The organism is Bradyrhizobium sp. SZCCHNR1051 (assembly GCF_032489615.1).
In the GTDB taxonomy this organism is placed as follows: domain Bacteria; phylum Pseudomonadota; class Alphaproteobacteria; order Rhizobiales; family Xanthobacteraceae; genus Bradyrhizobium.
In genome coordinates this window covers 98335-118011 of the sequence record NZ_JAUEYJ010000010.1, presented here as the reverse complement: position 1 = coordinate 118011, position 19677 = coordinate 98335, and the positions used below count along the sequence as shown (strand labels likewise).

Here is a 19677-nt window from a genome sequence, read left to right as displayed (position 1 = left end):
GCCGCGCCTTTTGCCCACCCTACATTTCTTCGCGGCTAGCCGCCCTGCCTGAGCTTCGCCAGCACCTTCAATCCCCCATAGCCGTCGGCGGGAGTGATGCCGGCCTTGGCCTGGAAGTCGCGGATCGCCTTCATGGTGTCGTTGCCGACGCGGCCGTCGGTGCCGCCGGTGTCGAAGCCGGCGGCCGTCAGGCGCTTCTGCATCTCCTGCACCTCGGCAAGCGTCAGCGCGCGCTCGGAGCCGGGGAAGGGCTGCAGGAACGGCGGTGCCCCCAGGATGCGGTCGCCGAGATGGCAGATCGCGAGCGCGTAGCTCATCGCCGGATTGTAGGACTTCACCGAGTAGAAGTTCGGGCCGAGCAGAAAGGCGGGGCCGCCCGCGACCGGAATCCAGAGCTGCGCGGTGGCATTGGGCTGTGGGAACGGCTGGCCGTCGGCGCGGGTGATGCCGGCTGCCTGCCAGGCCGCGTAGCTGCGGCTTCCTGACATGTTGCCGGGCGCGCGCACCTCGTAGCCCCAGTGCTCGCCGCGGTGATATTTGCCGCGGTTGACGAGATAGCGCGCGGTCGAGCCGAGCGCGTCGTCGGGGCGGCCGAACGGGTTGATCTTGCCGTCGCCGTCATAGTCGAAGCCGACGTTGAGCCAGACTTCGGGCATCCATTGCGTGTGGCCCATCGCGCCGGCCCAGGAGCCGCGCATCTCCTCCGGCGTGCTCCAGCCGCGATCGACGATTTTCAGCGCGTTGGTGAGCTCGGTCTCCCAATAGGCCTTGCGGCGCGGCTCGTTCCAGGCGAGCGCGGCGAGCGCCGGAAACACCGGGCGCATGTGGTTCTGCTGCACCAGCGGATCGCCATAGGCGGACTCGACGCCCCACAGCGCCAGCAGCGTGCCGCGCTCGACGCCAAAGTCCTTCTCGATGCGGGCGAACAGCGCCTCGTTCTTCTGCAGCGCGATCTTGCCGTTGATGACGCGCCAGTCGGAGACGCGACGGTTGATGTACTGCCAGAGCTGCTCCTTGAACTCCGGCTGGTTGCGCAACTCCTTGAACACGGTCATGTCGGGCTCGAGCCGCGCCATGACCCGGGTCCAGGTGGCCGGCGAGATGCCCTTGGCGAGCGCGCGGGCGCGAAAGCCGTCGCGCCAGGCCTCGAACTCGGCCGGGGCAGCCGCTGCCGGCAGGGCGGGGCCGAGCAGCGCGGCGGCACCGATGCCGGAGCGGAGCAGGGCGCGGCGGGTCATCGTATCGGGCTGTGAATCGGACTGAGTCATGGAGGGCAGTCTACCCGCTGATGCGGGCCGGCGGCAAAGCCCGGAACGGGCGGAACTTTCACGCTTGGTGGAGCTCGGCGGCGATGCGGGCCAGCCAACGGCGGATGGTCGCGAGGTCCCGCTTGCTCAGGTCGCCGGCGAGTCGCCGCTCCAGCGCGCTGGCGCGGCGCCGGGCCTTGGCGAGCAGAGCGAGGCCGTGCCGGGTCAGGGTCCATTGCAGCGCCCGGCCGTGCACGGGATGCGGCGCTCTCTGGATGGCGCCGTCGCGTTCGAGATTGCTGATGATGACGTTGACGGTCTGCGGCGTCAGCAGCGCGACGCGGGCGAGGTCGGCGCCGGACAGCCCGGGATAGGCCTTGAGCATCGTCAGCACCACGAATTGCGGATGGGTCAGTCCGGTCGCGATGAGCGCGCGGTCGAGCGACAGCCGCGCCGCGGCCTGTGCCTGGCGCAGCAAATAGGCGAGGTAGCCGTCCTCGCCGCGCTTGCCCTCGCCGGGCGATGGCGGGCGGGCCGCTGTCTTCGGCCGACGCGCGGGGCCGGCCTTTGCGGGGGCTGCCTTTCGCGACGCTCGCGAGGTCGTCAATTCCGGTGCCTTGCGCATATCATCAGAGCCCTGATAAGTTATCATATATCTGATAACATGAGAGACAGACCATGTCACATGCGCGCAGCGAGTACACCACGTTCCGGAGGCAGGCGCCGGAGCTGTACGATGCCATCCTTGCGGTGAGTCAGCAGGCGGCCAAGGCCGGCCTCGACAAGCAGCTGCTCGAGCTCGTCAAGATCAGGGCGTCGCAGATCAACGGTTGCGCGTTCTGCGTGCAGCATCACGTGCTGCTGGCCGAGAAGCTCGGCGTCTCCGCCGACAAGATCAATCTCGTCGTGGTATGGCGCGAGGCGCCGCAATTCTCGGCACGCGAGCGCGCGGCGCTGGCCTTCACCGAGGCGTTGACCACGCTGCAGGGCGGCGTCAGCGACGAGGTCTATGCCCAGGCCCGGGCCGAATTCTCGGAAACGGAGCTGGTGTTCCTGACGTCGGCGATCGGCGTGATCAATCTCTGGAATCGCTACGGCGTCGCGTTCCGCTGGACGCCGGCGGAGCGGCCGGCGCGGGCGGCCTCCTGAGTTGCCTGGAACCGCGGCACGGCCCGGCGGGTTATGCGCGGGAGGCAGAGGAGGCGCGCATGACCGGGACGGACGAACCGCTCAAGCCGGAGGATTTTCCGCTGGAAGCCGACAAGGAGCGCGTGCAGCGCCAGGACGGCAAGCCGATCGCCACGACCAAGAACGAGGCGATGGCGCAAGAGATTGCGGACCGCCTCAATGCCGAGGAGCATCGTCGCGAAGAGGACAAGTGGTCGGCGTGACTGTTGACTGTCTCCCCGTCTCGTATCTCGCTGAGAGTTGAGACAGATGCCGCTTGCAATCAGCTCGAACGAATAAGCGCGCGTGCCAGGCTCAAAACGGATTCGCCGGCTGCGCCGGCTTGGGGCCTTCCGGCTTCGGCTCGACCGCGAGGCTGGGGCCGGTCGGCATCACGCGCGCGCCGGCGGCGCGGGCGACCTGGCCGGTTGTCGAATGCCGTGCCGCCTCGGCGGACTTGATCTCCGGCGGATGCCAGCGGTCGCGCACCAGCATTGTCAGCGCCCCCACGCAGAGCAGCGCAATCGCGGCTGAAACGAGCGCCGGTCCGGCTCTGCGATGCGGGTTGGCTGTCATCATCTGCGATCCTCCGTGGCCAGACAACCCGGAGCGGTCGGCTCCGGTTCCGGGCCCGCCGGTGATCAGTTCCGGTCGCGCGCGGCGGCGGCGTCGGCCGCAGGTCCGAGCGGCGACGATCCGAGTGCCCCGGTGGTCGCCGGCGGCGACGCGGCGATCTCCTCCAGCCCGACCTCGCGGCCGCGGCCGCCGATCAGGCGCTCATAGGCTGTAATCAGCGTCACGTAGGGATTGACCCAGATCCAGCCATCGCGCGTGAACAGCTGGACGTCGAAATGCAGATGGCGCGTGGTGCCGTTGGGATGGTCGAGATAGTTCGAGACCACGCCGATCGGCTCGCCCTCGCGGAGGCCGCGGCCATTGAGCAGGCCGTCGGCATCCATCGCCGCGGGATTCATGTGCATGTAGCGGAAGCGGACGTGCTCGGTGCCGCTGTTGACCTGCACCGTCACGGCCTGCTGCCGGGTCGAGCGGATCACGACGCCGTCGCGCACGGCGAGCACGCGCTGCCGCCACGGGTTGCAGCCGTCGGCGCCGTCGCGGCGCACCGGGCAGGCGCCCGGCCTGAGATCCTGGCCCTGATGGCCGAAGCCGCTGGCGCATTGGCCGACGTTGAAGCTGCGCGCCTCGCAGAAATTGTCGCGCCAGGGATACTGGCTCCACGGCTGGTCGAATTTGTCGCTCGCGCGCCGGCGGCCGAACGACTGCGAATGCACATAGGCCGGCGCATCAAGGGGGTAGCGGATCTGCGAATAGACGGTGCGGTCGGCCCGCCCGCCCTGGCCGCGTCCGCCGCTGTTGGCGACGATGTCGCCAACGGGCCGATAGGTGAAATCGGCATCCAGCGTGACCGGGCGCTCGGCGGCGAGCGGCGCGATCTCCGGCGGGATGCGCGACGGCTGCCCGCCGGCGATGCGCAGTGCCTTGAGGAAGCGCTCGGCGATGGGATAGGCCTCGCGGCAGGCGAGCCGCCGCGGCCGCGGCGCGCTGTCGAGGCACTGGATCGAGACCACATAGGGCACGCCGAAGCGCGTGAAGGCGTAGCGGACATAGCCCTCGCGAATGAAGCGGCGCAGATCGGGATATTGCGCTGACAGCGCCTTGACGGCTTCGCCCTTGCCGCCGGCGGGATCGGCGACATCGTAGGTGAGGAGTGATCCGGTGATCTGGATCTCGACCGGTTTTGCGAAGACGCGCGACGGCAGGCCGGAGGTCACCTCCGGCGGCAGCGAGAACACCGCGTCGTAGCCGGACGGGCCGGCATCGAACAGGTCAGTCTGGAAGTCGGCCTGATAGCGCGGCAGGCCGCGCGCCGCGATGGCGGCGCTGCGGCGCGCGGCGAGATAGGCGGTGGCGTCGAACGGCAGCAAAACGGGGACCGGACTGCGTCCGATCCCCGTGAAGATGGTTGAGGTCACGCCGTTGAGCTGGACCAGCGCGGGCCTGCGCCGCGCATCACCGGCCGAAACGCTGCTCCGGCGCGCCGGCGCGAAGTCGGCGGCGACCTCGGGCGCCGCGTTGAGCTCGGAGCGGAGCTGGTCCAGCGCCGCGCGCCAGTCGGCGCGGTTGATGGTGAGGGCGGGCGGAGCAAAGTCATCGGCCGCGCGCGTCGTGGACGGCGCGGCCAGCGTGATGATCGCCGCCAGGGCGGCGATGAGTGTGATGACCCGTGCCCCCAAATCCCCCCGCGCCCCCCGGCGTCAGATCCTCGAGATGTCTCAGTCCTTGGCGCGCTCGCAGTAGGAGCCGTCCTCGGTCATGACGACGATGCGGGTGCCGACCGTGATGTGCGCCGGCACGCCGGTGCGAACGCCGTTGGAGAGCACCGCCGGCTTGTAGGACGACGACGCGGTCTGGCCCTTGGTGACCGGCTCGGTCTCGACGACCTCGAGCGTGACCCGCTGGGGCAGCGTGATCGCCACCGGGACCACGTCGTGCATCGACAGCTTGACCGTCATGTTCTCCTGGAGATAGGCGGCCTGGTTGCCGACCACGTCCTTCGGCACCTGGACCTGGTCGTAGGTCTCCGGGTTCATGAAGTGGAAGCCGTCGGCATCCTCGTAAAGATACGTGAAGTTGCGCTCCTCGATCGTCGCCTTCTCGACCTGGTCGGTGGTCTTGAAGCGCTCGGAGATCTTCACGCCGTCGCTGATTCGGCGCATTTCGATCTGGCTGACCGGAGTGCCCTTGCCGGGATGGATGTTCTCGGCGGTGACGACGACATAGAGCTTTCCATCTTGCTCAATGACGTTACCCTTGCGAATAGAGCTGGCGATGACTTTCAAAGCTGTTTTCCTGACACTGAAAAAGGGGCGCCGGACTGGGCCGGGGCGCCACGCGACGCGGAATGCGGTTTCGGGCGGCAACATACTGATTTTGTCCGGGGTTGCCAGTCTTTTGCGGCCCGAACGGGCGATCCCCTGATGTCCCGGGAGCCCGCGCCTTCGCCCTGGTGGTCGCCGCAGCGGCACGCCGACATCAGGCCGTTCCTGCTCGCCCGGGCCGCCATCATCCGCGCGCTGCGGGCCTGGTTCGACGAGCAGGGCTTTATCGAGGTCGAGACCGGCATCCTGCAGGTGTCGCCGGGCAACGAGACCCATCTGCACGCGCCGGGCACCGACCTGACGAGGCCGGACGGAACCCGCCATCGGCGGTATTTCCGAACGTCGCCGGAATTCGCCTGCAAGAAGCTGCTGGCGGCCGGCGAGCGGCGGATCTTCGAATTTGCCCGCGTGTTCCGCGACCGCGAGCGCGGCGACCTGCATCTGCCGGAATTCACGATGCTGGAATGGTATCGGGCGGAGGCACCCTACGATGCGATCATGGCCGACACGGTCGTGGTGATCGCGCACGCGGCCCAGGCGACCGGAATCCGGCAGTTCGCCTTTCGCGGCCGCAGCGCCGATCCCTTCGCAGAGCCCGAGCTGCTGACGGTTGCCGGCGCGTTCGAGCGCCATGCAGGCATCGACCTGCTGGCGACCATCCGCGACGGCGCGGGCGACCGTGCGGCGCTGGCGCAGGCCGCCGCTGGCAAGATCCGAATCAGCGACGACGACACCTGGTCTGACCTGTTCAGCAAGGTACTGGTCGAGCATGTCGAGCCGCATCTCGGGCAGGGACGCCTCACCGTGCTATATGAATATCCGGCGCCGGAGGCCGCGCTGGCGCGGGTGGCGGCGGACCAGCGCGTAGCCGAACGGTTCGAGGTCTATGGCTGCGGCGTCGAGCTCGCCAATGGCTTTGGCGAGCTCACCGACGCCGCCGAGCAGCGGCGCCGCTTCGAGCAGGAGATGGCCGAGAAGGAGCGGCGCTATGGCGAGCGCTATCCGCTCGACGAGGACTTCCTCGCCGCCGTGGCCGCGATGCCGCAGGCGAGCGGCGTGGCGCTTGGCTTCGACCGCCTGGTGATGCTGGCGGCCGGCGCCACGAGGATCGACCAGGTGGTATGGACGCCGCCGGCAGGTGAGCGATGAACAGGGTCGAACGTCCGACGACATTGCGCAGCGCCGAGGATCTCGTCGCGCAGGGATTGGCTGACGCGGCGGACCAGCCGGCGCTGGCGCGCGTGGCGCAGCGCTATGCGGTGGCGGTGACGACGCATCTCGCCGACCTGATCGACGTTGACGATCCGAATGATCCGATCGCGCGCCAGTTCGTGCCCAGCATGGACGAGCTGAAGGCCGCGCCCGGCGAGCGCGGCGATCCGATCGGCGACGACGCGCATGCGCCGGTGCCCGGCATCGTGCACCGCTATCCCGATCGCGTGCTGCTCAAGCTCGTGCATGTCTGCGCGGTGTATTGCCGTTTCTGTTTCCGCCGCGAGATGGTCGGGCCCGGCAAGGACAACGCGCTGTCGGAGGAGGCCTATCGCGCGGCGCTGGACTACATCCGCGCACATGACGAGGTCTGGGAGGTGATCCTCACCGGCGGCGATCCGCTGATGCTGTCGCCGCGGCGGCTGAAGGAGATCATGGCCGATCTCGCCGGCATCGATCACGTCAGGATCATCCGTATCCACACCCGTTTGCCGGTCGCCGATCCCCAGCGCATCACGCCGGCGCTGGTCGAGGCGCTGAAAGTGCCGGGCGCCGCGACCTGGGTCGCGCTGCACGCCAATCATCCGCGCGAGCTCAGCCCTGCGGTTCAGGCGGCCTGCGCGCGGCTGATCGATGCCGGCATTCCCATGGTCAGCCAGTCGGTGCTGCTGCGCGGCGTCAATGACGATGCGGCGACCCTGGAGGCGCTGATGCGCGCCTTCGTCGAGATTCGCATCAAGCCGTATTACCTGCACCATGGCGACCTCGCGCCGGGCACGGCGCATCTGCGGACCACGCTGGCGCAAGGTCAGGCCCTGATCCGAACGCTGCGCGGCCGGGTGTCCGGCCTGTGCCAGCCCGACTACGTGCTCGACATTCCCGGCGGCTACGGCAAGGCGCCGGTGGGGCCGCAATACCTCACTGCCGATGAAACTGTTGAGCAGGATCATGCGGCAGGTGCGCAAACGCGCTATCGTGTGATTGACTATTGCGGCGAGGCGCACCTCTATCCGCCCGCCGCGGGATGAAGTGTCCTGCCGATTCCGCTGACACGGAGGAGCAACATGAAGAGACTTGCGATCGCGATGGGGCTCCTGATGGTCGTGACTGATGGCATCGCGCTGGCGCAGAGCGGCAGCGGCTCATCCGCCGGCACCGGATCGAAGAGCGGCATGCCGCCGCAGGCGCCGGTCGGTCACCGCCAGGTCCGCCCGAGCGATTTGCCCAAGGCCGAGCAGGCCGAAGAAAATTCATTCAGCGGCATGACCAAGGAAGACCGCGAACTCGATCGCAAGATCAAGGGCATCTGCCGCGGCTGCTGAGCGCAACCTGCGGCGCGCCCGACGCGCGCCGCTCATCGGTCGTGAGTGCTACGCCGAGCGCTCACGCGGGGAGTTGCGCTGCGCCGCACGCCGGGCGGCGACGGCTTCGGCGAGCTGCTCCAGCACCTCCACCGTCGTGTCCCAGCCGATACAGCCGTCGGTGATGCTCTGGCCGTAGGTCAGCGCCACGCCCGGCTTCACGTCCTGCCGACCCGCCACGAGATGGCTCTCGATCATCACGCCCATGATGCGCTGCTCGCCTGCGGCAAGCTGGCGTCCGACGTCGGCGGCGACCAGCGGCTGGTTCTCCGGCTTCTTGCTCGAATTGGCGTGGCTGGTGTCGATCATCAGCCGCGCCGGCAGTCCGGACTTGATCAGCTCGGCCGAGGCCTGCTCGACATGGGCGGCGTCGTAATTGGGGCCGCTGCCGCCGCGCAGGATGATGTGGCAGTCCTCGTTACCGGTGGTCGCCGCGATGCCCGAGCGGCCGCCCTTGGTCACCGCCATGAAATGATGCGGATGAGCGGCCGATTTCACCGCGTCGGCGGCGATGCGGATGTTGCCGTCGGTGCCGTTCTTGAAGCCGACCGGGCACGACAGGCCTGAGGCCAGCTCGCGGTGGATCTGGCTCTCGGTGGTGCGCGCGCCGATCGCGGCCCAGGCCACGAGGTCCGCGATGTATTGCGGCGTCGTCATGTCGAGGAATTCGCATCCCGCCGGCAGGCCGAGATTGTTGACGGCGGACAGCACGCTGCGCGCGAGCCGCAGGCCCTTGTTGATGTCGAAGGAATTGTCCAGGCCGGGATCGTTGATCAGGCCTTTCCAGCCAACGGTGGTGCGCGGCTTCTCGAAATAGACCCGCATCACGATTTCGAGGCGGTCGGCGAGGCGCTCGCGCAAGGTGGCGAGACGGCCGGCGTAGTCGATCGCCGCGTCGGGATCGTGGATGGAGCAGGGGCCGATGATGACCAGCAGGCGGTCGTCGCTGCCGGTCAGGATGGCGTGGATCGCGTTGCGCGCCGCCATCACCACTCGGGTCGCGGTCAGGGTGCGGGGGATTTCACCCATCACCTCCGCCGGCAGGCTCAATTCCTTGATTTCCTTGATACGAAGATCGTCTGTGGTGCTCAGCATGGCGGGCTCCTGGGTGTCTTGATGGGCACCTGCCGGCAATAAAAAAGCCGCCAGGTTCTGGCGGCTCGTTCGGATATCTTGCTGCAATGTGTCAGATTGAGCGCGATCCTCCCGCCGCCAGCGAGCTGTCGTAGCTAAAGTACCAATAGAAGCTGGTGGCGGCGTTGATCATGGCCATCCTATAGCGGCCGCGCGGCCGCTTGTCATCCCGAAAATCGAGCCCCCCGGCGTCAGCCGTTGCGCGCGGCGAGCGCCATGCCGATCATCGACAGCCCGCCGAACAGCAGGTTGATGCCGACCAGCAGACCGATGGCCCACATCGCCGTGCCCGGTAGCCCCGAAATGATGATGCCGGCGATCGCGATGTCGACCACGCCCGAGATTGCCAGCCACGACCAGCGCCCGGACAGCTCGCGGCGGTGCTCCAGCGCATACATGATGGTGGCGACGCCCTCGGCGAGGAAATAGACGCCGATCACGATGGTCAGCGTTACCGTCCCTTGAACCGGCTGCGCCACCAGAATGATTCCGGCGATGATGGCGAGAACCGCCGACAACAGCGACCACCAGAAGCCCGGCATGCCGCGGGCCCAGAAGGTGAGCGCGAGCCCCGTGATGCCCGAGATCAGGAACATCCAGCCGAGGAAGATCGTGACCGCAAGGCTTGCCAGCGGGGTGAGGATCATCGCAAGCAGGCCGAGCACGGCGAGCAGGATGCCCTCGATCAGGAAGGCCTTCCAATGCGTGCGCACGGCTGCGCCCATTTGCGACCTCATGCGCTCGAGCTCGGGCGGAATCGTATCCTGCGGAAGGGTCATGATCGTCACTCCGGGCAAGGTCACGGGCTGGATGCCGCGTCCGCCTTCCCACGCAGATGGTGAGGAACGACGGCCGGGACAAGCGCGTGATGCGCGTTTCGTTGCTCTGATGGCGCGGCGGGGCCGGGATTATGCCGTCGTCCGCATCCGGTTGCGGCCGAAAACATAGATCGTCGTCGTGACAATCAGAAGGGCCATCCCGACGATGATCGCGGTGAGGCCCAGCGGAACCAGAACGCCGGCGACGTTGCGGTCGGGGTTGAGCAGCCAATGCCGAATCGAGGTCAGCACGAATCCCAGCCCGACGAAGCCGGCGGCGCCGCCGAGCAGCAGCAGCGCCCACATCCTGCGCAGCTGGCTCAGTCTTGCTCGCGCCACCTCGGTGCGGGGCGTGTGGTGATGGGCGACCCGGCGCACCAGTCGAACGGCCAGGCCGATCGAGGAGAACCCGATCAGCACGCTGACGCCGCCGAGCCAGAGGCGCGCGGCGGTGTCGAGCGTCGACGCCCGCTGCAGCAACAGCAATGGATAGTCGAAGGCCGCATGCAGCATCACGGGAGCGGCCAGCACCAGCGCCCAGCTCGACAGCCGTGCCCCTTCGCGATTGTGGCGGTTGGCGCCGAGCGCCGTACTGGTGCGGGCGATCGCGAGATAGGCACCGGCAATGATGCCGAGCGCGCCGTGAAACGGCACGGTGAGCACGCTGCGCAGCACCGCCAGCGAGCGCCACATCTCGGCATGCTGGACGAGGTAAGCGAGATTTTCATAGGCAGCAAAGCCGAGGCCTACGGCCGCGCCATAGAACACCGTGTCCATGGCGTTGCCGACCTGCCGGCGCCGCGACCATAGCGCGGCGATCACCGCGACCTTGGCGAGCTCTTCCGGCAAGGCGACGCCGAACAGGGCCCGGACCGCCTGGGCGATCCAGGGATTCTCCAATGTCAGCCCGACATGCTGGAACGGCATCCTGACAATGCCGAGCAGCAGCACGCTGGCTGCCCCGAGCAGGAAGGCGGTCCAGATCTTGAGCGGGGGGCCTGAATTGTCACCGGCGGCGACCACCAGCCAGAGGATCAGCAGCGCGGGAGCGATCGCCGCGGTACCGATCACGGTCGCGAGGGCTTCGAGCAGGTTCATTTGCGATGGCAAGTAAGCCATGGTCTCCGATCATCCAATGCGGCGGAGCCGAACCGGCCCTCCACCGCCCGCGCGGGGGTGGATTTGACATCGGTCCGTGGCCGCACGGCAAGATCTACATGTCGGCAGAATGAGCCGCCCTTCAAGGGAAAGAACCGCGCGCCCTGGCGCTCGATTGGGGAGAGACCGCCGCAGGGCCGAGTGCAGCCGCGGTCGGCTGCCGCCCGGCTGGCCTCAACGGGGCCGGGAGGTTCTCGGCGCCGTCGCCTCGCCGCCGCGCACCGGGGCCTCCTGGCGCGGCTCGACCGGGGTCCAGGCGTCGGTGCGGGAGGTAGTTGGCGCCTGGGCGGTCGTCGGCGTTTCCACGCAGCTCAAGCGCGGCGTCGGGTCGGCCACACGCCGGCATTCCAGACCTTCAGCGAGAGCGGCCTGACTGATCGCACACGCAACCAGAACAATCGAAAGAACTCTCATGGTGCCCCTCGGAGCAGGCGTGGGTCGCCCGTGATGCAGGCTCGACTCGGTCGTGCCGTTCGATGATGCCCAGCTTGGTCGCAAAAGCGTGCAAATATTTGACCATTCCCGCCGTCATTCAAAAGATTCTTCCGAAATTCACGCGTGCATTCCATGAGTTGCAAGCGATGCGAGCGTTTTCCGCTGATGCAAATGCGAAGCCGTTCGCTCCGTTGCGGCGCCAAGGCTCGGCGGCTGGCGCCGAACCGCTATTTGCCCCCAGCTTGCTCGGCATGGGCGGCCGGGCGGGCTTGATGTGGCGAAGGGATCATGGTCGGTTGCCGCGATGAATTCGCCGCCTTGGTCAGCTTCCGACAGAGCCCGTGGTCCACGCTATCGCCGTGGCTGGGTCGACGACGCCGTGGCGGCCATCGAGGCCGACCAGTGCCGGACCGCCGACACGCACTTGATCCGGCTGATCGTGCCCGCGCTCGCGGGCATCGACATCTACCTGAAGGACGAGTCGACCCATCCGACCGGGAGCCTCAAGCATCGGCTGGCCCGATCGCTGTTTCTCTACGCGTTGTGCAACGGCCACATCCGCGAAGGCACGCCCGTGGTCGAGGCCTCCTCCGGGTCGACAGCGGTATCGGAAGCCTATTTCGCGCAGATGATCGGCGTGCCGTTCTACGCGGTAATGCCGCGCACCACCTCGGCGGAGAAGATCGCCGCGATCACGCATTACGGCGGCAACTGCCATCTCATCGATGACGGCCGGTTTCTCTATGCCGAGGCGGCTGCGCTCGCGAGCCGGCTCGGCGGCCATTACATGGACCAGTTCACGTTCGCCGAACGTGCCACCGATTGGCGTGGCAACAACAACATCGCCGAGTCGATCTTCAACCAGCTGCAGGGCGAGCGCTGCCCGCTGCCGGAATGGATCGTGATGGGCGCGGGCACCGGCGGCACGTCGGCGACGATCGGCCGCTATCTGTGCTACCGCCGCCACCCGACGCGGCTGTGCGTCGCCGATGTCGAGCATTCCGCGTTCTTTGACGCCTTCTGCAACGGCGACAGCGCCCGGACGTGCGAACGGCCGTCGCTGATCGAGGGCGTCGGCCGTCCGCGCTGCGAGCCATCCTTCGTGCCGGGGGTCGTGGATCGCATGATGAAGGTGCCGGATGCCGCCTCGGTCGCGGCGATGAACGTGCTGACGCGGCGGCTGCGCCGGCCGGTCGGCGGCTCGACCGGGACCAATTTCCTGGCGCTGTGCCGGCTGGCGGCCGAGATGCGGCAGGATGGACAGAGCGGCTCACTGGTCACGCTGATCTGCGATTCCGGGGAGCGCTATCGCCAAACCTATTACGAGCCGCAATGGCTCTCCGCGCGCGGTCTCGACCCCGCGCCGTACGAGGCAGCTCTGTCTGCCTTCCTCGACACCGGTGCGCCGCTGCGGCTCGAGGTTGCCGATGCGGAGAACCCGCTGCGCGCCTGAACGCCTCCCGGGGGGCGTCGCGGACCGCGGCGAGCGGCATCCGGAGGCCCGGCATCGTGCGCGATCCCTGATCTGGATCAACGAAGGACGCGCCGGATTGCGCTTTGGTCCGACCCCGAACAGGCCTCCAAGGGCGCGCCGGAACGCAGGTTCGGGACGCGGGCAGGGGAAGGACGGATCAGGTGATGAACTACGACAGCTATTTCGAGCGTGCCCTCGACCAGTTGCACCAGGAACGGCGCTATCGCGTCTTCGCCGATCTGGAGCGCCTCGCCGGCCGTTTCCCCCGCGCAATCTGGCATTCGCCGGAGGGGCCGAAGGACGTCGTGATCTGGTGCTCCAATGACTATCTCGGCATGGGCCAGCATCCGAAGGTGATCGGCGCCATGGTCGATGTCGCCGCGCGCATGGGCACCGGCGCCGGCGGCACCCGCAACATCGCCGGCACCAACCATCCGCTGATCGAGCTCGAGCGCGAGCTTGCCGATCTCCACGGCAAGGAAGCGGCGCTGGTGTTCACCTCGGGCTACGTCTCCAACGAGACGGGCATCTCGACCATCGCAAAACTGCTGCCGAACTGCCTGCTACTGTCGGACGCGCTCAACCACAATTCGATGATCGAGGGCGTCCGCAAGGCCGGGAGCGAGAAGCAGGTCTGGCGGCATAACGACCTCGCCCATCTCGAGGAGCTGCTGCGGGCGGCCGATCCCGACCGTCCCAAGCTGATCGTCTGCGAGAGCCTGTATTCGATGGATGGGGATGTCGCGCCCCTGCACCGGATCTGCGATCTCGCCGAGCGTTATGGCGCGCTCACTTACGTCGACGAGGTCCATGCGGTCGGCATGTACGGCCCGCGCGGCGGCGGCATCGCCGAGCGCGACGGCGCGATGGCCCGCATCGACATCCTCGAAGGCACGCTCGCCAAGGCCTATGGCTGCCTCGGTGGCTACATCGCCGCCAATGCCAATCTGATCGACGCCGTCCGCTCCTATGCGCCGGGCTTCATCTTCACCACCGCCTTGCCGCCGCCGGTCTGCGCCGCCGCGACCGCCGCGATCCGCCACCTCAAGACCTCGCAGTGGGAACGTGACCGGCACCAGGATCGGGCGGCCCGACTCAAGGCCGTGCTGAACGCCTCCGGGCTGCCGGTCATGCCGTCCGACACCCACATCGTGCCGGTGCATGTCGGCGATCCCGAGAAGTGCAAGACGGCGTCCGACCTGCTCTTGTCTGAGCACGGCATCTACATCCAGCCGATCAACTATCCGACCGTGCCGCGCGGCCTGGAGCGGCTGCGGATCACGCCATCGCCCTACCATGATGACGGCCTGATCGACGCCCTGGCCGAGGCGCTGGTCGACGTCTGGGACCGGCTCGGCCTTGCGCGGGCGCCGCAGGCGCTGGCCGCGGAGTGAGCCCGTCCCGCTGACCTGTCACATCGGCCAGTCAGTTTGATCTGCCGCAATGCCGCCCGCGCTCGCGCGGGCGTAGTCTTTTGTGTTCAGGGAAAATGCCGGTTCGGCAGGGCCCGGCCGGCGCACAGGCGAGGGCGGCCATGGCTAGGATCATCGAAGCGCTGCTGCAGGAGCACGAGAATCTCGAGAAGCTTCTGTCGGTGCTCGAGCACGAGTTGGAGCTGTTTGATCACAATCGGCGGCCGGACTACGACATCCTGCAAAGCATCATCGCCTATTTCGAGGACTATCCGCAGCGCTGTCATCATCCCAAGGAGGAGATGATCTTCGACAAGCTGCGCGAGCGCGACCCTGCCGCGGCCGCAGCCTATGGCGACGTCGACGACGAGCACGAGACCGAGGCGCGGCGGCTGCGCGGCTTTGCCGACGCCGTGAACGCGGTGCTGTCGGACCAGGAGATCCTGCGCGAAAGCTTTCATGCCGCCGTGCACCAGTTCATCGACAGCCAGCGCGAGCATCTGCGCAAGGAGGAGACCCTGCTGTTTCCCGCGGCGCTGCGCACCCTGAGCGCGGAGGACTGGGCCGATATCGATGCCCGCATGTCCGACCGCAAGGACCCGCTGTTCGACGGCGACGTCGCCGAGAAGTTCCACAATCTCGAGCGGACCATCCTGCGCTGGGAACAGGAGGCGGAGCAGGCGCGCGCCACCGCCGGCTGATGGCGTTTTGCCCAATTGCGCCCCGTGGCTGGTGGACTATAGTTCCAGCCGGGGCAGGCACTCTTTCGCGGAGCTGGCTATGGCCGCTTTGAACACTGGGCTCGATCCGGTCCGAGGTTCGTCGAATGCAGGGGGAGGGGCAGACGCGGCCCGGACGCCTGCGCAGGTCCCGATGGCGCAGCAGAGTGCCTTTGGCAGCCACGGCTACGACATGTATCCCCAGGAGCTCGTCCGGCTGTCGGGCTGCCAGGAGCAGGCGCTGCGCCGTGAGACGAAGCGCACCTTGCAACTGAGCTGACGGACTTGTCCGATCTCGCCGCTCGATGGTCCTCGCGCTGCTTCATGGCCGGAACGCAAACCCGGGATCATGGTTGTAGAGCTCAGGATCGTGGTTATTCCGGTATACGTGCGTTAACCTGTCATTAACCAGATCGCGCGACCCTGTTCGCATATTCCCCAGGAATGCGACGGAACCGGACGGCCGGAGCCGGCAGTCGCGACAAGAGGCCGGCGGCGTAACGCCCGCCGGCCTTTTTGCGTGGGCGGGTCAGCTGGAATTGACACCGCACCCTTGCGTCAGTTGCGCCGCGCCAGCGAGCGCAGGAACCCCTGATATTCCTCATTCAATTCCATATCGACCGCGGGCGCGAGCCTCAGCAGGACATTGGCGATGAACGCCTGGTCGTTTCGCGGCTCCTCCAGCACCTCGCGCAGCACCGGGACGTTGTCCTCGATGTGATGCAGAAAGGCGACGCCTTTCTCCGCCGTCTCGGTCCAGCGCGCCCGCGTCCATTTCGCCAGAGGATACATGATCTCGTGGACGAAGTTCGACTTGCGCGCCTTCTCGAAGAAGCGCAGTCCGGCGCTCCAATATTCCTTGGCGCGCAGTGGCGGTGGCGGCAGATCGCCCGTCAGCATCTTCTTGCCGGCCTGGCCGACGAAATCGTCGAGCGTGGTCGGTGCATCGATCGTGGCGCGAAAGTGCCACAGCGCGAACGAGCCGGGAAAATCCTTGCCCATGCCATCGAGCAAGGCGGTCTCGACCTTGTCGACCGCGGCCTTGTCGCCCTTCAGCGACGCCGTCATCGCGAAGGCGAACAGCGCGTCGTTGCCGACCTCGTGGACGCCGCCGTTCTGCAATTGCGCCGCCGACAATGCGGGTGTCTTGCCGTCTGCAGGCACCGTGGCCTCGCCGGCGCGCTGCGCCTTGATGAAGGCGGTGATCTCGAGCCAGCCCATGAGGTTGGCGATGAAGGCGTCGGGATCGACATGCACGATGGCGAGATTGAGCGGCTCCTTGCGTGTTCTCAGCTCGGTCATGTCGGTCATGTCGCACTCCGCCGCAACTCGCCGCCGAGCGGTCTGTCGCCTTTGCGACACGTCGGCTCGTTCGACCAGATCTGCAGGGCAGGCAGCAAGAAGGGTGCCACGGTCTTGTCGGGCTCGCGGGTACAGTGCGGTCCGCGGAACGAGTTTTGCTCGTGGTCCTTCGATTGCGATGGTCGCAATGGAGCACGAGGCCAGCGAATGTTCACCCGCGTCTGCAAGGCCGACACCATCGACGAAGGCGGCATGCGCCTCGTCATCGCCGACGCCCAGCTCATCATCCTTGCCTGGCCCGACGATGGCGAGCTCAAGGCGTTCCAGGGCGTCTGCCCGCACACGGCGGCGCCGATGGAGGAGGCCGGCTTCGACGGCCGCGTCCTCAGTTGCCCCGTGCACAATTGGACGTGGGATGCTTTCACCGGTACGCCGCTCCACCCGCCGGAGAGCGCGCTGGCGCAATATCCGGTCAAGGTCGAGGAGGGCGTGGTCTACATCGACACGGACGGCATCTCCCCGCTGTTTGCGGCGCGTTGAGCATGGCCGGAGGAGGCGCGGAAAGACCGCCGAGGGGTGGCTTGCCCGGCCGGCGAAACGCCTCTATACGTTCGGCGCGCGGCACGGAATCACCGTCGGTGGTTCAGCCGACCTCGCAGGTCACCGCCTCAAGCGACTGATTTGCTGAAGGTTTTACCGAAACGTGCAAGCGGCGATGGCACCGGGGCCTCGTGCCCTCTGGCATCGTGCGTATTGCTCCCTTCGTCTATCGGTTAGGACGCCACCCTTTCACGGTGGAGAGAGCGGTTCGATTCCGCTAGGGAGCGCCACTCCGCGCCGGCTTTCCTTACCCATCCCCCGATCTTGAAATCCACGGTCCGCGTCGAGATGCGGTCGGCGCGAGGTCTGCGCTCATGCACCGCAGGCGAGTACGTGGTCCGGTCAACCGTCCATTAGGGTCCTTGCCGTACTGCAGCGGGCGAAGCAGGAGCAGGATGATGGCCGCGCCCAAGAAGCGGGAAGCCCGCAAATCGATGAAGCAGCCGGCGTGGATCACGCTGGATGGCGGGTTCGCCGTGCGCCATTGCCTGGTTCAGGACATTTCCAGCGCCGGCGCCAAGCTGACCCTGCAGGACGCGGCGGCGCTGCCGGCGACCATCCGGCTCGCCTTCGCGCGCGACGCAAGAACGGGCCGCCAGTGCCAGGTGGTGTGGCGCCGCGGCGCCTCGGTCGGCGTCAAGTTCATCGGCAAGTAGACGTCGTTGTCGCATCCCTGCGGCAGACGCGCTAACAAGCGGCATGTGTCGATCTCTCATCCTGGGCGCCATCGCGGCGCTGGCCGCCGTGACCGTGGCAACCGCCGGCTCGCCGGGATCATCGCTTCTTGCGCCATCGCTTCCCGCGCCGAAGGCGGCTGGACCCAACAAGGCTGCACCCCGTTCAGGCGCCGCCAGCAACAATCCCTGCGCGTCCTACGGTGCCAACTTCGTACGCGTCGAGGGAACCGATACCTGCGTGAAGGTTGGCGGGGCCTTGCGCGTCGAGATGGGCACGTCGGCCAGCCGCTGAGGTGCTCACGACAGCGGCAGCGCGATGTGGCGGATGAAGGCCCGGCGTCGCGCGATCTCCCCGTACCAGCGCGCGAGACTCGGCAGCTCCGGCTTGACGACACCTTCAACTCCGAACCAGCGCCGGGCATAGGCGCCGAGCGCGATGTCGGCGAGCGTGAAGCGCTCGGCCTCGACATGGCTGCGCGTGGCCAGATGCGTGTCGAGGATGCGCCACATCGCCGCGGCGTCGTCGGCCGCCTTCTGCAAGGCGGCCATGTCGCGCTGCTCCGGCGGCGTTCGCACCAATCCCCAGAACAGCGGACGCTCGATCGGCTGCACCGTCGACAGCGTCCAGTCCAGCCAGCGCTCCACCGCGGCGCGGTGCCGCGGCGTCGTTGGATAAAGCGGCGTGCCATCGCCATGGGCGAGGCAGAGATAGCGCATGATCGCGTTGCTCTCCCACAGCACGAAATCGCCCTCGACCAGCGTCGGGATGCGGCCGTTCGGATTCATCGCGAGATAGTCCGCTTCGTTGTTGCGGCCGAACTGCATGCCCGCGTCGATACGGTCATAAGCGACATCGAGCTCGGCGAGACACCACAGCACCTTCTGCACGTTCACCGAATTGGGGCGGCCCCAGATCGTCAGTCTGTCGTCGGCGGACACGTCCGGCTCCTGTCTGGGCGAGCGGCATTGCTAGCGCATGTTACGCAAAAAGCCCCGCTCGAAGCGGGGCTTTTCCGTCGAACGCGTCGTTCGCGGCGATCAGTGGCCGAAGAACAGCCACAGCAGAATGATCACCGGAATCGGCACGCCCAACAACCACAGTAGAATTCCTCGACCCATCTCGGCCTCCTCGAATCCTCTCCATCAATCGGAGCGACAACGCGAGGATGGCCTCGATGTTCCGGCAGGTGGACGAGTGCGAACGGCTCACCAATGTCCGGTGTTCGGCATCGACAGCCAGGGCTCGGCCGGCGCCTTCGGCTCGCCCTTCTGCAACAGCTCGATCGAGTGCAGATCGGGCGAGCGGATGAAGGCCATGTTGCCGTCGCGCGGCGGCCGGTTGATGGTAATGCCGAGCTTCATCAGCCGGTCGCAGGTGGCGTAGATGTCGTCGACCTCATAGGCGAGATGGCCGAAGAAGCGGTCCTCGCCATAGCTCTCCTCGTCCCAATTGTAGGTGAGCTCGACCAGCGGGGCGCCGCGCGTCGACGGCAGGCTCTTCAGCAGGTGTTCATCTTCGGGTGCGCAGAGAAACATCAGTGTGAAGCGACCCTTGTCGTTGTCGATCCGGCGCACCTCCTTGAGGCCGAGCGCATCGGAATAGAATTTGAGCGCGGCGTCGAGATTGCGCACGCGCAGCATGGTGTGGAGATAACGCATCGTTTCTTCTCTCCCTGAACTCGAAGCGGGTGGTCAACGGCCGCCTGCTGACGCCGATCCATAGCAGCAATTCGTGCGCCCGTGTATCGAGCCTGATGCTGCGGCGATGCCGGCTCGCGCGGATGTGCAGTGCGCGCGGCGACGCATTCGACGGGGCTGCGCGGTGTTGCGAGAGCCTCTCCGTATGCCAGCGAATCGCTGTTTTGGCGGTGATTCGGGGCAGGGATGAACGGGCGCGATGCGACCGCATGCAGGGATTTCAGCGTGTTTCGCCTGCAATGTGAGGCCAAAATCACGCAGGACCATCGAAAATGCCTGGAAATATAGGGGAAAATGAATCGCATGCTCCGTTCGATCGCCATCGCAGCTTGACTTCTGCGCGCTCCGTTGGAATTTTGGCGC

Annotated in this window: 23 protein-coding genes and 1 tRNA gene; 13 read left to right on the top strand and 11 right to left on the bottom strand. The window is 67.0% G+C overall.

All coding sequences use genetic code 11. The annotated features are described in order from the left end of the window. Positions 1-35 precede the first annotated feature (35 nt). Both QW868_RS14295 and QW868_RS14290 read right to left on the bottom strand, forming a co-directional pair. Positions 36-1268, bottom strand: coding sequence for a lytic murein transglycosylase (locus tag QW868_RS14295; RefSeq protein ID WP_315811092.1), 1233 nt, complete (start codon positions 1266-1268; stop codon positions 36-38). Positions 1269-1326: 58 nt separating this feature from the next. Next, the gene (locus tag QW868_RS14290; RefSeq protein ID WP_315811091.1) at positions 1327-1872 is read right to left on the bottom strand and encodes a MarR family winged helix-turn-helix transcriptional regulator; all 546 of its coding nucleotides are present in this window, start codon (positions 1870-1872) and stop codon (positions 1327-1329) included. A 53-nt stretch (positions 1873-1925) separates the two neighbouring features. On the opposite strand from QW868_RS14290, the gene QW868_RS14285 reads away from it, so the two are divergent. After that, entirely contained in the window at positions 1926-2396 is a 471-nt protein-coding gene (locus tag QW868_RS14285) for a carboxymuconolactone decarboxylase family protein (protein WP_315785262.1), read from the top strand. A 59-nt stretch (positions 2397-2455) separates the two neighbouring features. After that, positions 2456-2638, top strand: a complete 183-nt coding sequence (locus QW868_RS14280) for a hypothetical protein (RefSeq protein WP_315712101.1) — start codon at positions 2456-2458, stop codon at positions 2636-2638. A 91-nt stretch (positions 2639-2729) separates the two neighbouring features. Here the strand turns inward: QW868_RS14280 and QW868_RS14275 are convergent, their stop codons facing one another. The 3 genes from QW868_RS14275 to efp form a co-directional block, all read right to left on the bottom strand. Further along, positions 2730-2993 carry a hypothetical protein gene (locus QW868_RS14275; protein ID WP_316230794.1) on the bottom strand — a complete coding sequence of 88 codons (264 nt, stop codon included), beginning with the start codon at positions 2991-2993 and terminating at the stop codon, positions 2730-2732. Positions 2994-3055: 62 nt separating this feature from the next. Beyond that, on the bottom strand, positions 3056-4669 hold the full coding sequence (locus QW868_RS14270) for a M23 family peptidase (RefSeq protein WP_316230793.1): 1614 nt from the start codon (positions 4667-4669) through the stop codon (positions 3056-3058). 39 nt (positions 4670-4708) lie between these two features. Further along, positions 4709-5275 carry an elongation factor P gene (efp, locus tag QW868_RS14265; protein WP_315712097.1) on the bottom strand — a complete coding sequence of 189 codons (567 nt, stop codon included), beginning with the start codon at positions 5273-5275 and terminating at the stop codon, positions 4709-4711. A gap of 138 nt (positions 5276-5413) precedes the next feature. Here efp and epmA point away from each other — a divergent pair, with 138 nt between their 5' ends. Genes epmA through QW868_RS14250 form a run of 3 tightly spaced genes read left to right on the top strand, consistent with a single transcriptional unit; the run spans position 5414 to position 7848 of the window. Next, positions 5414-6463: an EF-P lysine aminoacylase EpmA gene (gene epmA / locus QW868_RS14260; RefSeq protein ID WP_316230792.1), complete on the top strand. Its 1050-nt coding sequence runs from the start codon at positions 5414-5416 to the stop codon at positions 6461-6463. Continuing rightward, a complete protein-coding gene (locus QW868_RS14255; protein WP_315737844.1) occupies positions 6460-7554 on the top strand; it encodes a lysine-2,3-aminomutase-like protein in 1095 nt (364 codons plus the stop codon). Before epmA ends, QW868_RS14255 begins: the two co-directional genes overlap by 4 nt. A 36-nt stretch (positions 7555-7590) precedes the next feature. Continuing rightward, a complete protein-coding gene (locus tag QW868_RS14250; RefSeq protein ID WP_315737845.1) occupies positions 7591-7848 on the top strand; it encodes a hypothetical protein in 258 nt (85 codons plus the stop codon). 48 nt (positions 7849-7896) lie between these two features. On the opposite strand, the gene QW868_RS14245 is transcribed toward QW868_RS14250, so the two are convergent. The 3 genes from QW868_RS14245 to QW868_RS14235 all read right to left on the bottom strand — a co-directional run bounded on the left by QW868_RS14245 (position 7897) and on the right by QW868_RS14235 (position 10958). Further along, positions 7897-8982 carry a 3-deoxy-7-phosphoheptulonate synthase gene (locus tag QW868_RS14245; RefSeq protein ID WP_316230791.1) on the bottom strand — a complete coding sequence of 362 codons (1086 nt, stop codon included), beginning with the start codon at positions 8980-8982 and terminating at the stop codon, positions 7897-7899. Positions 8983-9212: 230 nt separating this feature from the next. Beyond that, entirely contained in the window at positions 9213-9800 is a 588-nt protein-coding gene (locus QW868_RS14240) for an HdeD family acid-resistance protein (protein WP_315811086.1), read from the bottom strand. Between the two features lie 129 nt (positions 9801-9929). Further along, positions 9930-10958 (bottom strand): PrsW family intramembrane metalloprotease, encoded by a 1029-nt coding sequence (locus tag QW868_RS14235; protein WP_315737848.1) that lies wholly within the window; start codon positions 10956-10958, stop codon positions 9930-9932. 778 nt (positions 10959-11736) lie between these two features. On the opposite strand from QW868_RS14235, the gene QW868_RS14230 reads away from it, so the two are divergent. The 4 genes from QW868_RS14230 (at position 11737) to QW868_RS14215 (ending at position 15317) form a co-directional block, all read left to right on the top strand. Continuing rightward, on the top strand, positions 11737-12885 hold the full coding sequence (locus QW868_RS14230; RefSeq protein WP_315797362.1) for a PLP-dependent cysteine synthase family protein: 1149 nt from the start codon (positions 11737-11739) through the stop codon (positions 12883-12885). 185 nt (positions 12886-13070) lie between these two features. Then, positions 13071-14300 carry a 5-aminolevulinate synthase gene (gene hemA / locus QW868_RS14225; protein ID WP_315772169.1) on the top strand — a complete coding sequence of 410 codons (1230 nt, stop codon included), beginning with the start codon at positions 13071-13073 and terminating at the stop codon, positions 14298-14300. A 140-nt stretch (positions 14301-14440) separates the two neighbouring features. Next, on the top strand, positions 14441-15019 hold the full coding sequence (locus tag QW868_RS14220; RefSeq protein ID WP_315774681.1) for a hemerythrin domain-containing protein: 579 nt from the start codon (positions 14441-14443) through the stop codon (positions 15017-15019). Positions 15020-15191: 172 nt separating this feature from the next. Beyond that, a complete protein-coding gene (locus tag QW868_RS14215; protein ID WP_315737852.1) occupies positions 15192-15317 on the top strand; it encodes a hypothetical protein in 126 nt (41 codons plus the stop codon). A gap of 278 nt (positions 15318-15595) precedes the next feature. Here the strand turns inward: QW868_RS14215 and QW868_RS14210 are convergent, their stop codons facing one another. Next, positions 15596-16348, bottom strand: a complete 753-nt coding sequence (locus tag QW868_RS14210; RefSeq protein WP_315737853.1) for a hypothetical protein — start codon at positions 16346-16348, stop codon at positions 15596-15598. 198 nt (positions 16349-16546) lie between these two features. Between QW868_RS14210 and QW868_RS14205 the strand changes: the two genes are divergently transcribed. The 4 genes from QW868_RS14205 (at position 16547) to QW868_RS14190 (ending at position 17908) form a co-directional block, all read left to right on the top strand. After that, complete coding sequence (locus QW868_RS14205; RefSeq protein WP_315772165.1) at positions 16547-16879, top strand: Rieske 2Fe-2S domain-containing protein; 333 nt, start codon at positions 16547-16549, stop codon at positions 16877-16879. A 215-nt stretch (positions 16880-17094) separates the two neighbouring features. Continuing rightward, positions 17095-17169, top strand: a tRNA-Glu gene (locus QW868_RS14200). A gap of 168 nt (positions 17170-17337) precedes the next feature. Continuing rightward, positions 17338-17595 (top strand): PilZ domain-containing protein, encoded by a 258-nt coding sequence (locus QW868_RS14195; protein WP_315712079.1) that lies wholly within the window; start codon positions 17338-17340, stop codon positions 17593-17595. 43 nt (positions 17596-17638) lie between these two features. Then, entirely contained in the window at positions 17639-17908 is a 270-nt protein-coding gene (locus QW868_RS14190; protein WP_315785283.1) for a porin, read from the top strand. A gap of 5 nt (positions 17909-17913) precedes the next feature. Here the strand turns inward: QW868_RS14190 and QW868_RS14185 are convergent, their stop codons facing one another. Beyond that, positions 17914-18555, bottom strand: coding sequence for a glutathione S-transferase family protein (locus QW868_RS14185; RefSeq protein ID WP_316230790.1), 642 nt, complete (start codon positions 18553-18555; stop codon positions 17914-17916). A gap of 267 nt (positions 18556-18822) precedes the next feature. After that, complete coding sequence (locus tag QW868_RS14180; RefSeq protein ID WP_316230789.1) at positions 18823-19275, bottom strand: VOC family protein; 453 nt, start codon at positions 19273-19275, stop codon at positions 18823-18825. Positions 19276-19677 lie beyond the last annotated feature (402 nt).

What these genes read in the sequence shown, in the direction of transcription:
- QW868_RS14295 (WP_315811092.1), bottom strand. Translation starts at nt 1,268, where the DNA reads ATGACTCAGTCCGATTCACAGCCCGATACGATGACCCGCCGCGCCCTG.
- QW868_RS14290 (WP_315811091.1), bottom strand. Translation starts at nt 1,872, where the DNA reads ATGCGCAAGGCACCGGAATTGACGACCTCGCGAGCGTCGCGAAAGGCA.
- QW868_RS14285 (WP_315785262.1), top strand. Translation starts at nt 1,926, where the DNA reads ATGTCACATGCGCGCAGCGAGTACACCACGTTCCGGAGGCAGGCGCCG.
- QW868_RS14280 (WP_315712101.1), top strand. Translation starts at nt 2,456, where the DNA reads ATGACCGGGACGGACGAACCGCTCAAGCCGGAGGATTTTCCGCTGGAA.
- QW868_RS14275 (WP_316230794.1), bottom strand. Translation starts at nt 2,993, where the DNA reads ATGATGACAGCCAACCCGCATCGCAGAGCCGGACCGGCGCTCGTTTCA.
- epmA (WP_316230792.1), top strand. Translation starts at nt 5,414, where the DNA reads ATGTCCCGGGAGCCCGCGCCTTCGCCCTGGTGGTCGCCGCAGCGGCAC.
- QW868_RS14255 (WP_315737844.1), top strand. Translation starts at nt 6,460, where the DNA reads ATGAACAGGGTCGAACGTCCGACGACATTGCGCAGCGCCGAGGATCTC.
- QW868_RS14250 (WP_315737845.1), top strand. Translation starts at nt 7,591, where the DNA reads ATGAAGAGACTTGCGATCGCGATGGGGCTCCTGATGGTCGTGACTGAT.
- QW868_RS14245 (WP_316230791.1), bottom strand. Translation starts at nt 8,982, where the DNA reads ATGCTGAGCACCACAGACGATCTTCGTATCAAGGAAATCAAGGAATTG.
- QW868_RS14240 (WP_315811086.1), bottom strand. Translation starts at nt 9,800, where the DNA reads ATGACCCTTCCGCAGGATACGATTCCGCCCGAGCTCGAGCGCATGAGG.
- QW868_RS14235 (WP_315737848.1), bottom strand. Translation starts at nt 10,958, where the DNA reads ATGGCTTACTTGCCATCGCAAATGAACCTGCTCGAAGCCCTCGCGACC.
- QW868_RS14230 (WP_315797362.1), top strand. Translation starts at nt 11,737, where the DNA reads ATGAATTCGCCGCCTTGGTCAGCTTCCGACAGAGCCCGTGGTCCACGC.
- hemA (WP_315772169.1), top strand. Translation starts at nt 13,071, where the DNA reads ATGAACTACGACAGCTATTTCGAGCGTGCCCTCGACCAGTTGCACCAG.
- QW868_RS14220 (WP_315774681.1), top strand. Translation starts at nt 14,441, where the DNA reads ATGGCTAGGATCATCGAAGCGCTGCTGCAGGAGCACGAGAATCTCGAG.
- QW868_RS14215 (WP_315737852.1), top strand. Translation starts at nt 15,192, where the DNA reads ATGGCGCAGCAGAGTGCCTTTGGCAGCCACGGCTACGACATGTATCCC.
- QW868_RS14210 (WP_315737853.1), bottom strand. Translation starts at nt 16,348, where the DNA reads ATGACCGACATGACCGAGCTGAGAACACGCAAGGAGCCGCTCAATCTC.
- QW868_RS14205 (WP_315772165.1), top strand. Translation starts at nt 16,547, where the DNA reads ATGTTCACCCGCGTCTGCAAGGCCGACACCATCGACGAAGGCGGCATG.
- QW868_RS14195 (WP_315712079.1), top strand. Translation starts at nt 17,338, where the DNA reads ATGGCCGCGCCCAAGAAGCGGGAAGCCCGCAAATCGATGAAGCAGCCG.
- QW868_RS14190 (WP_315785283.1), top strand. Translation starts at nt 17,639, where the DNA reads ATGTGTCGATCTCTCATCCTGGGCGCCATCGCGGCGCTGGCCGCCGTG.
- QW868_RS14180 (WP_316230789.1), bottom strand. Translation starts at nt 19,275, where the DNA reads ATGCGTTATCTCCACACCATGCTGCGCGTGCGCAATCTCGACGCCGCG.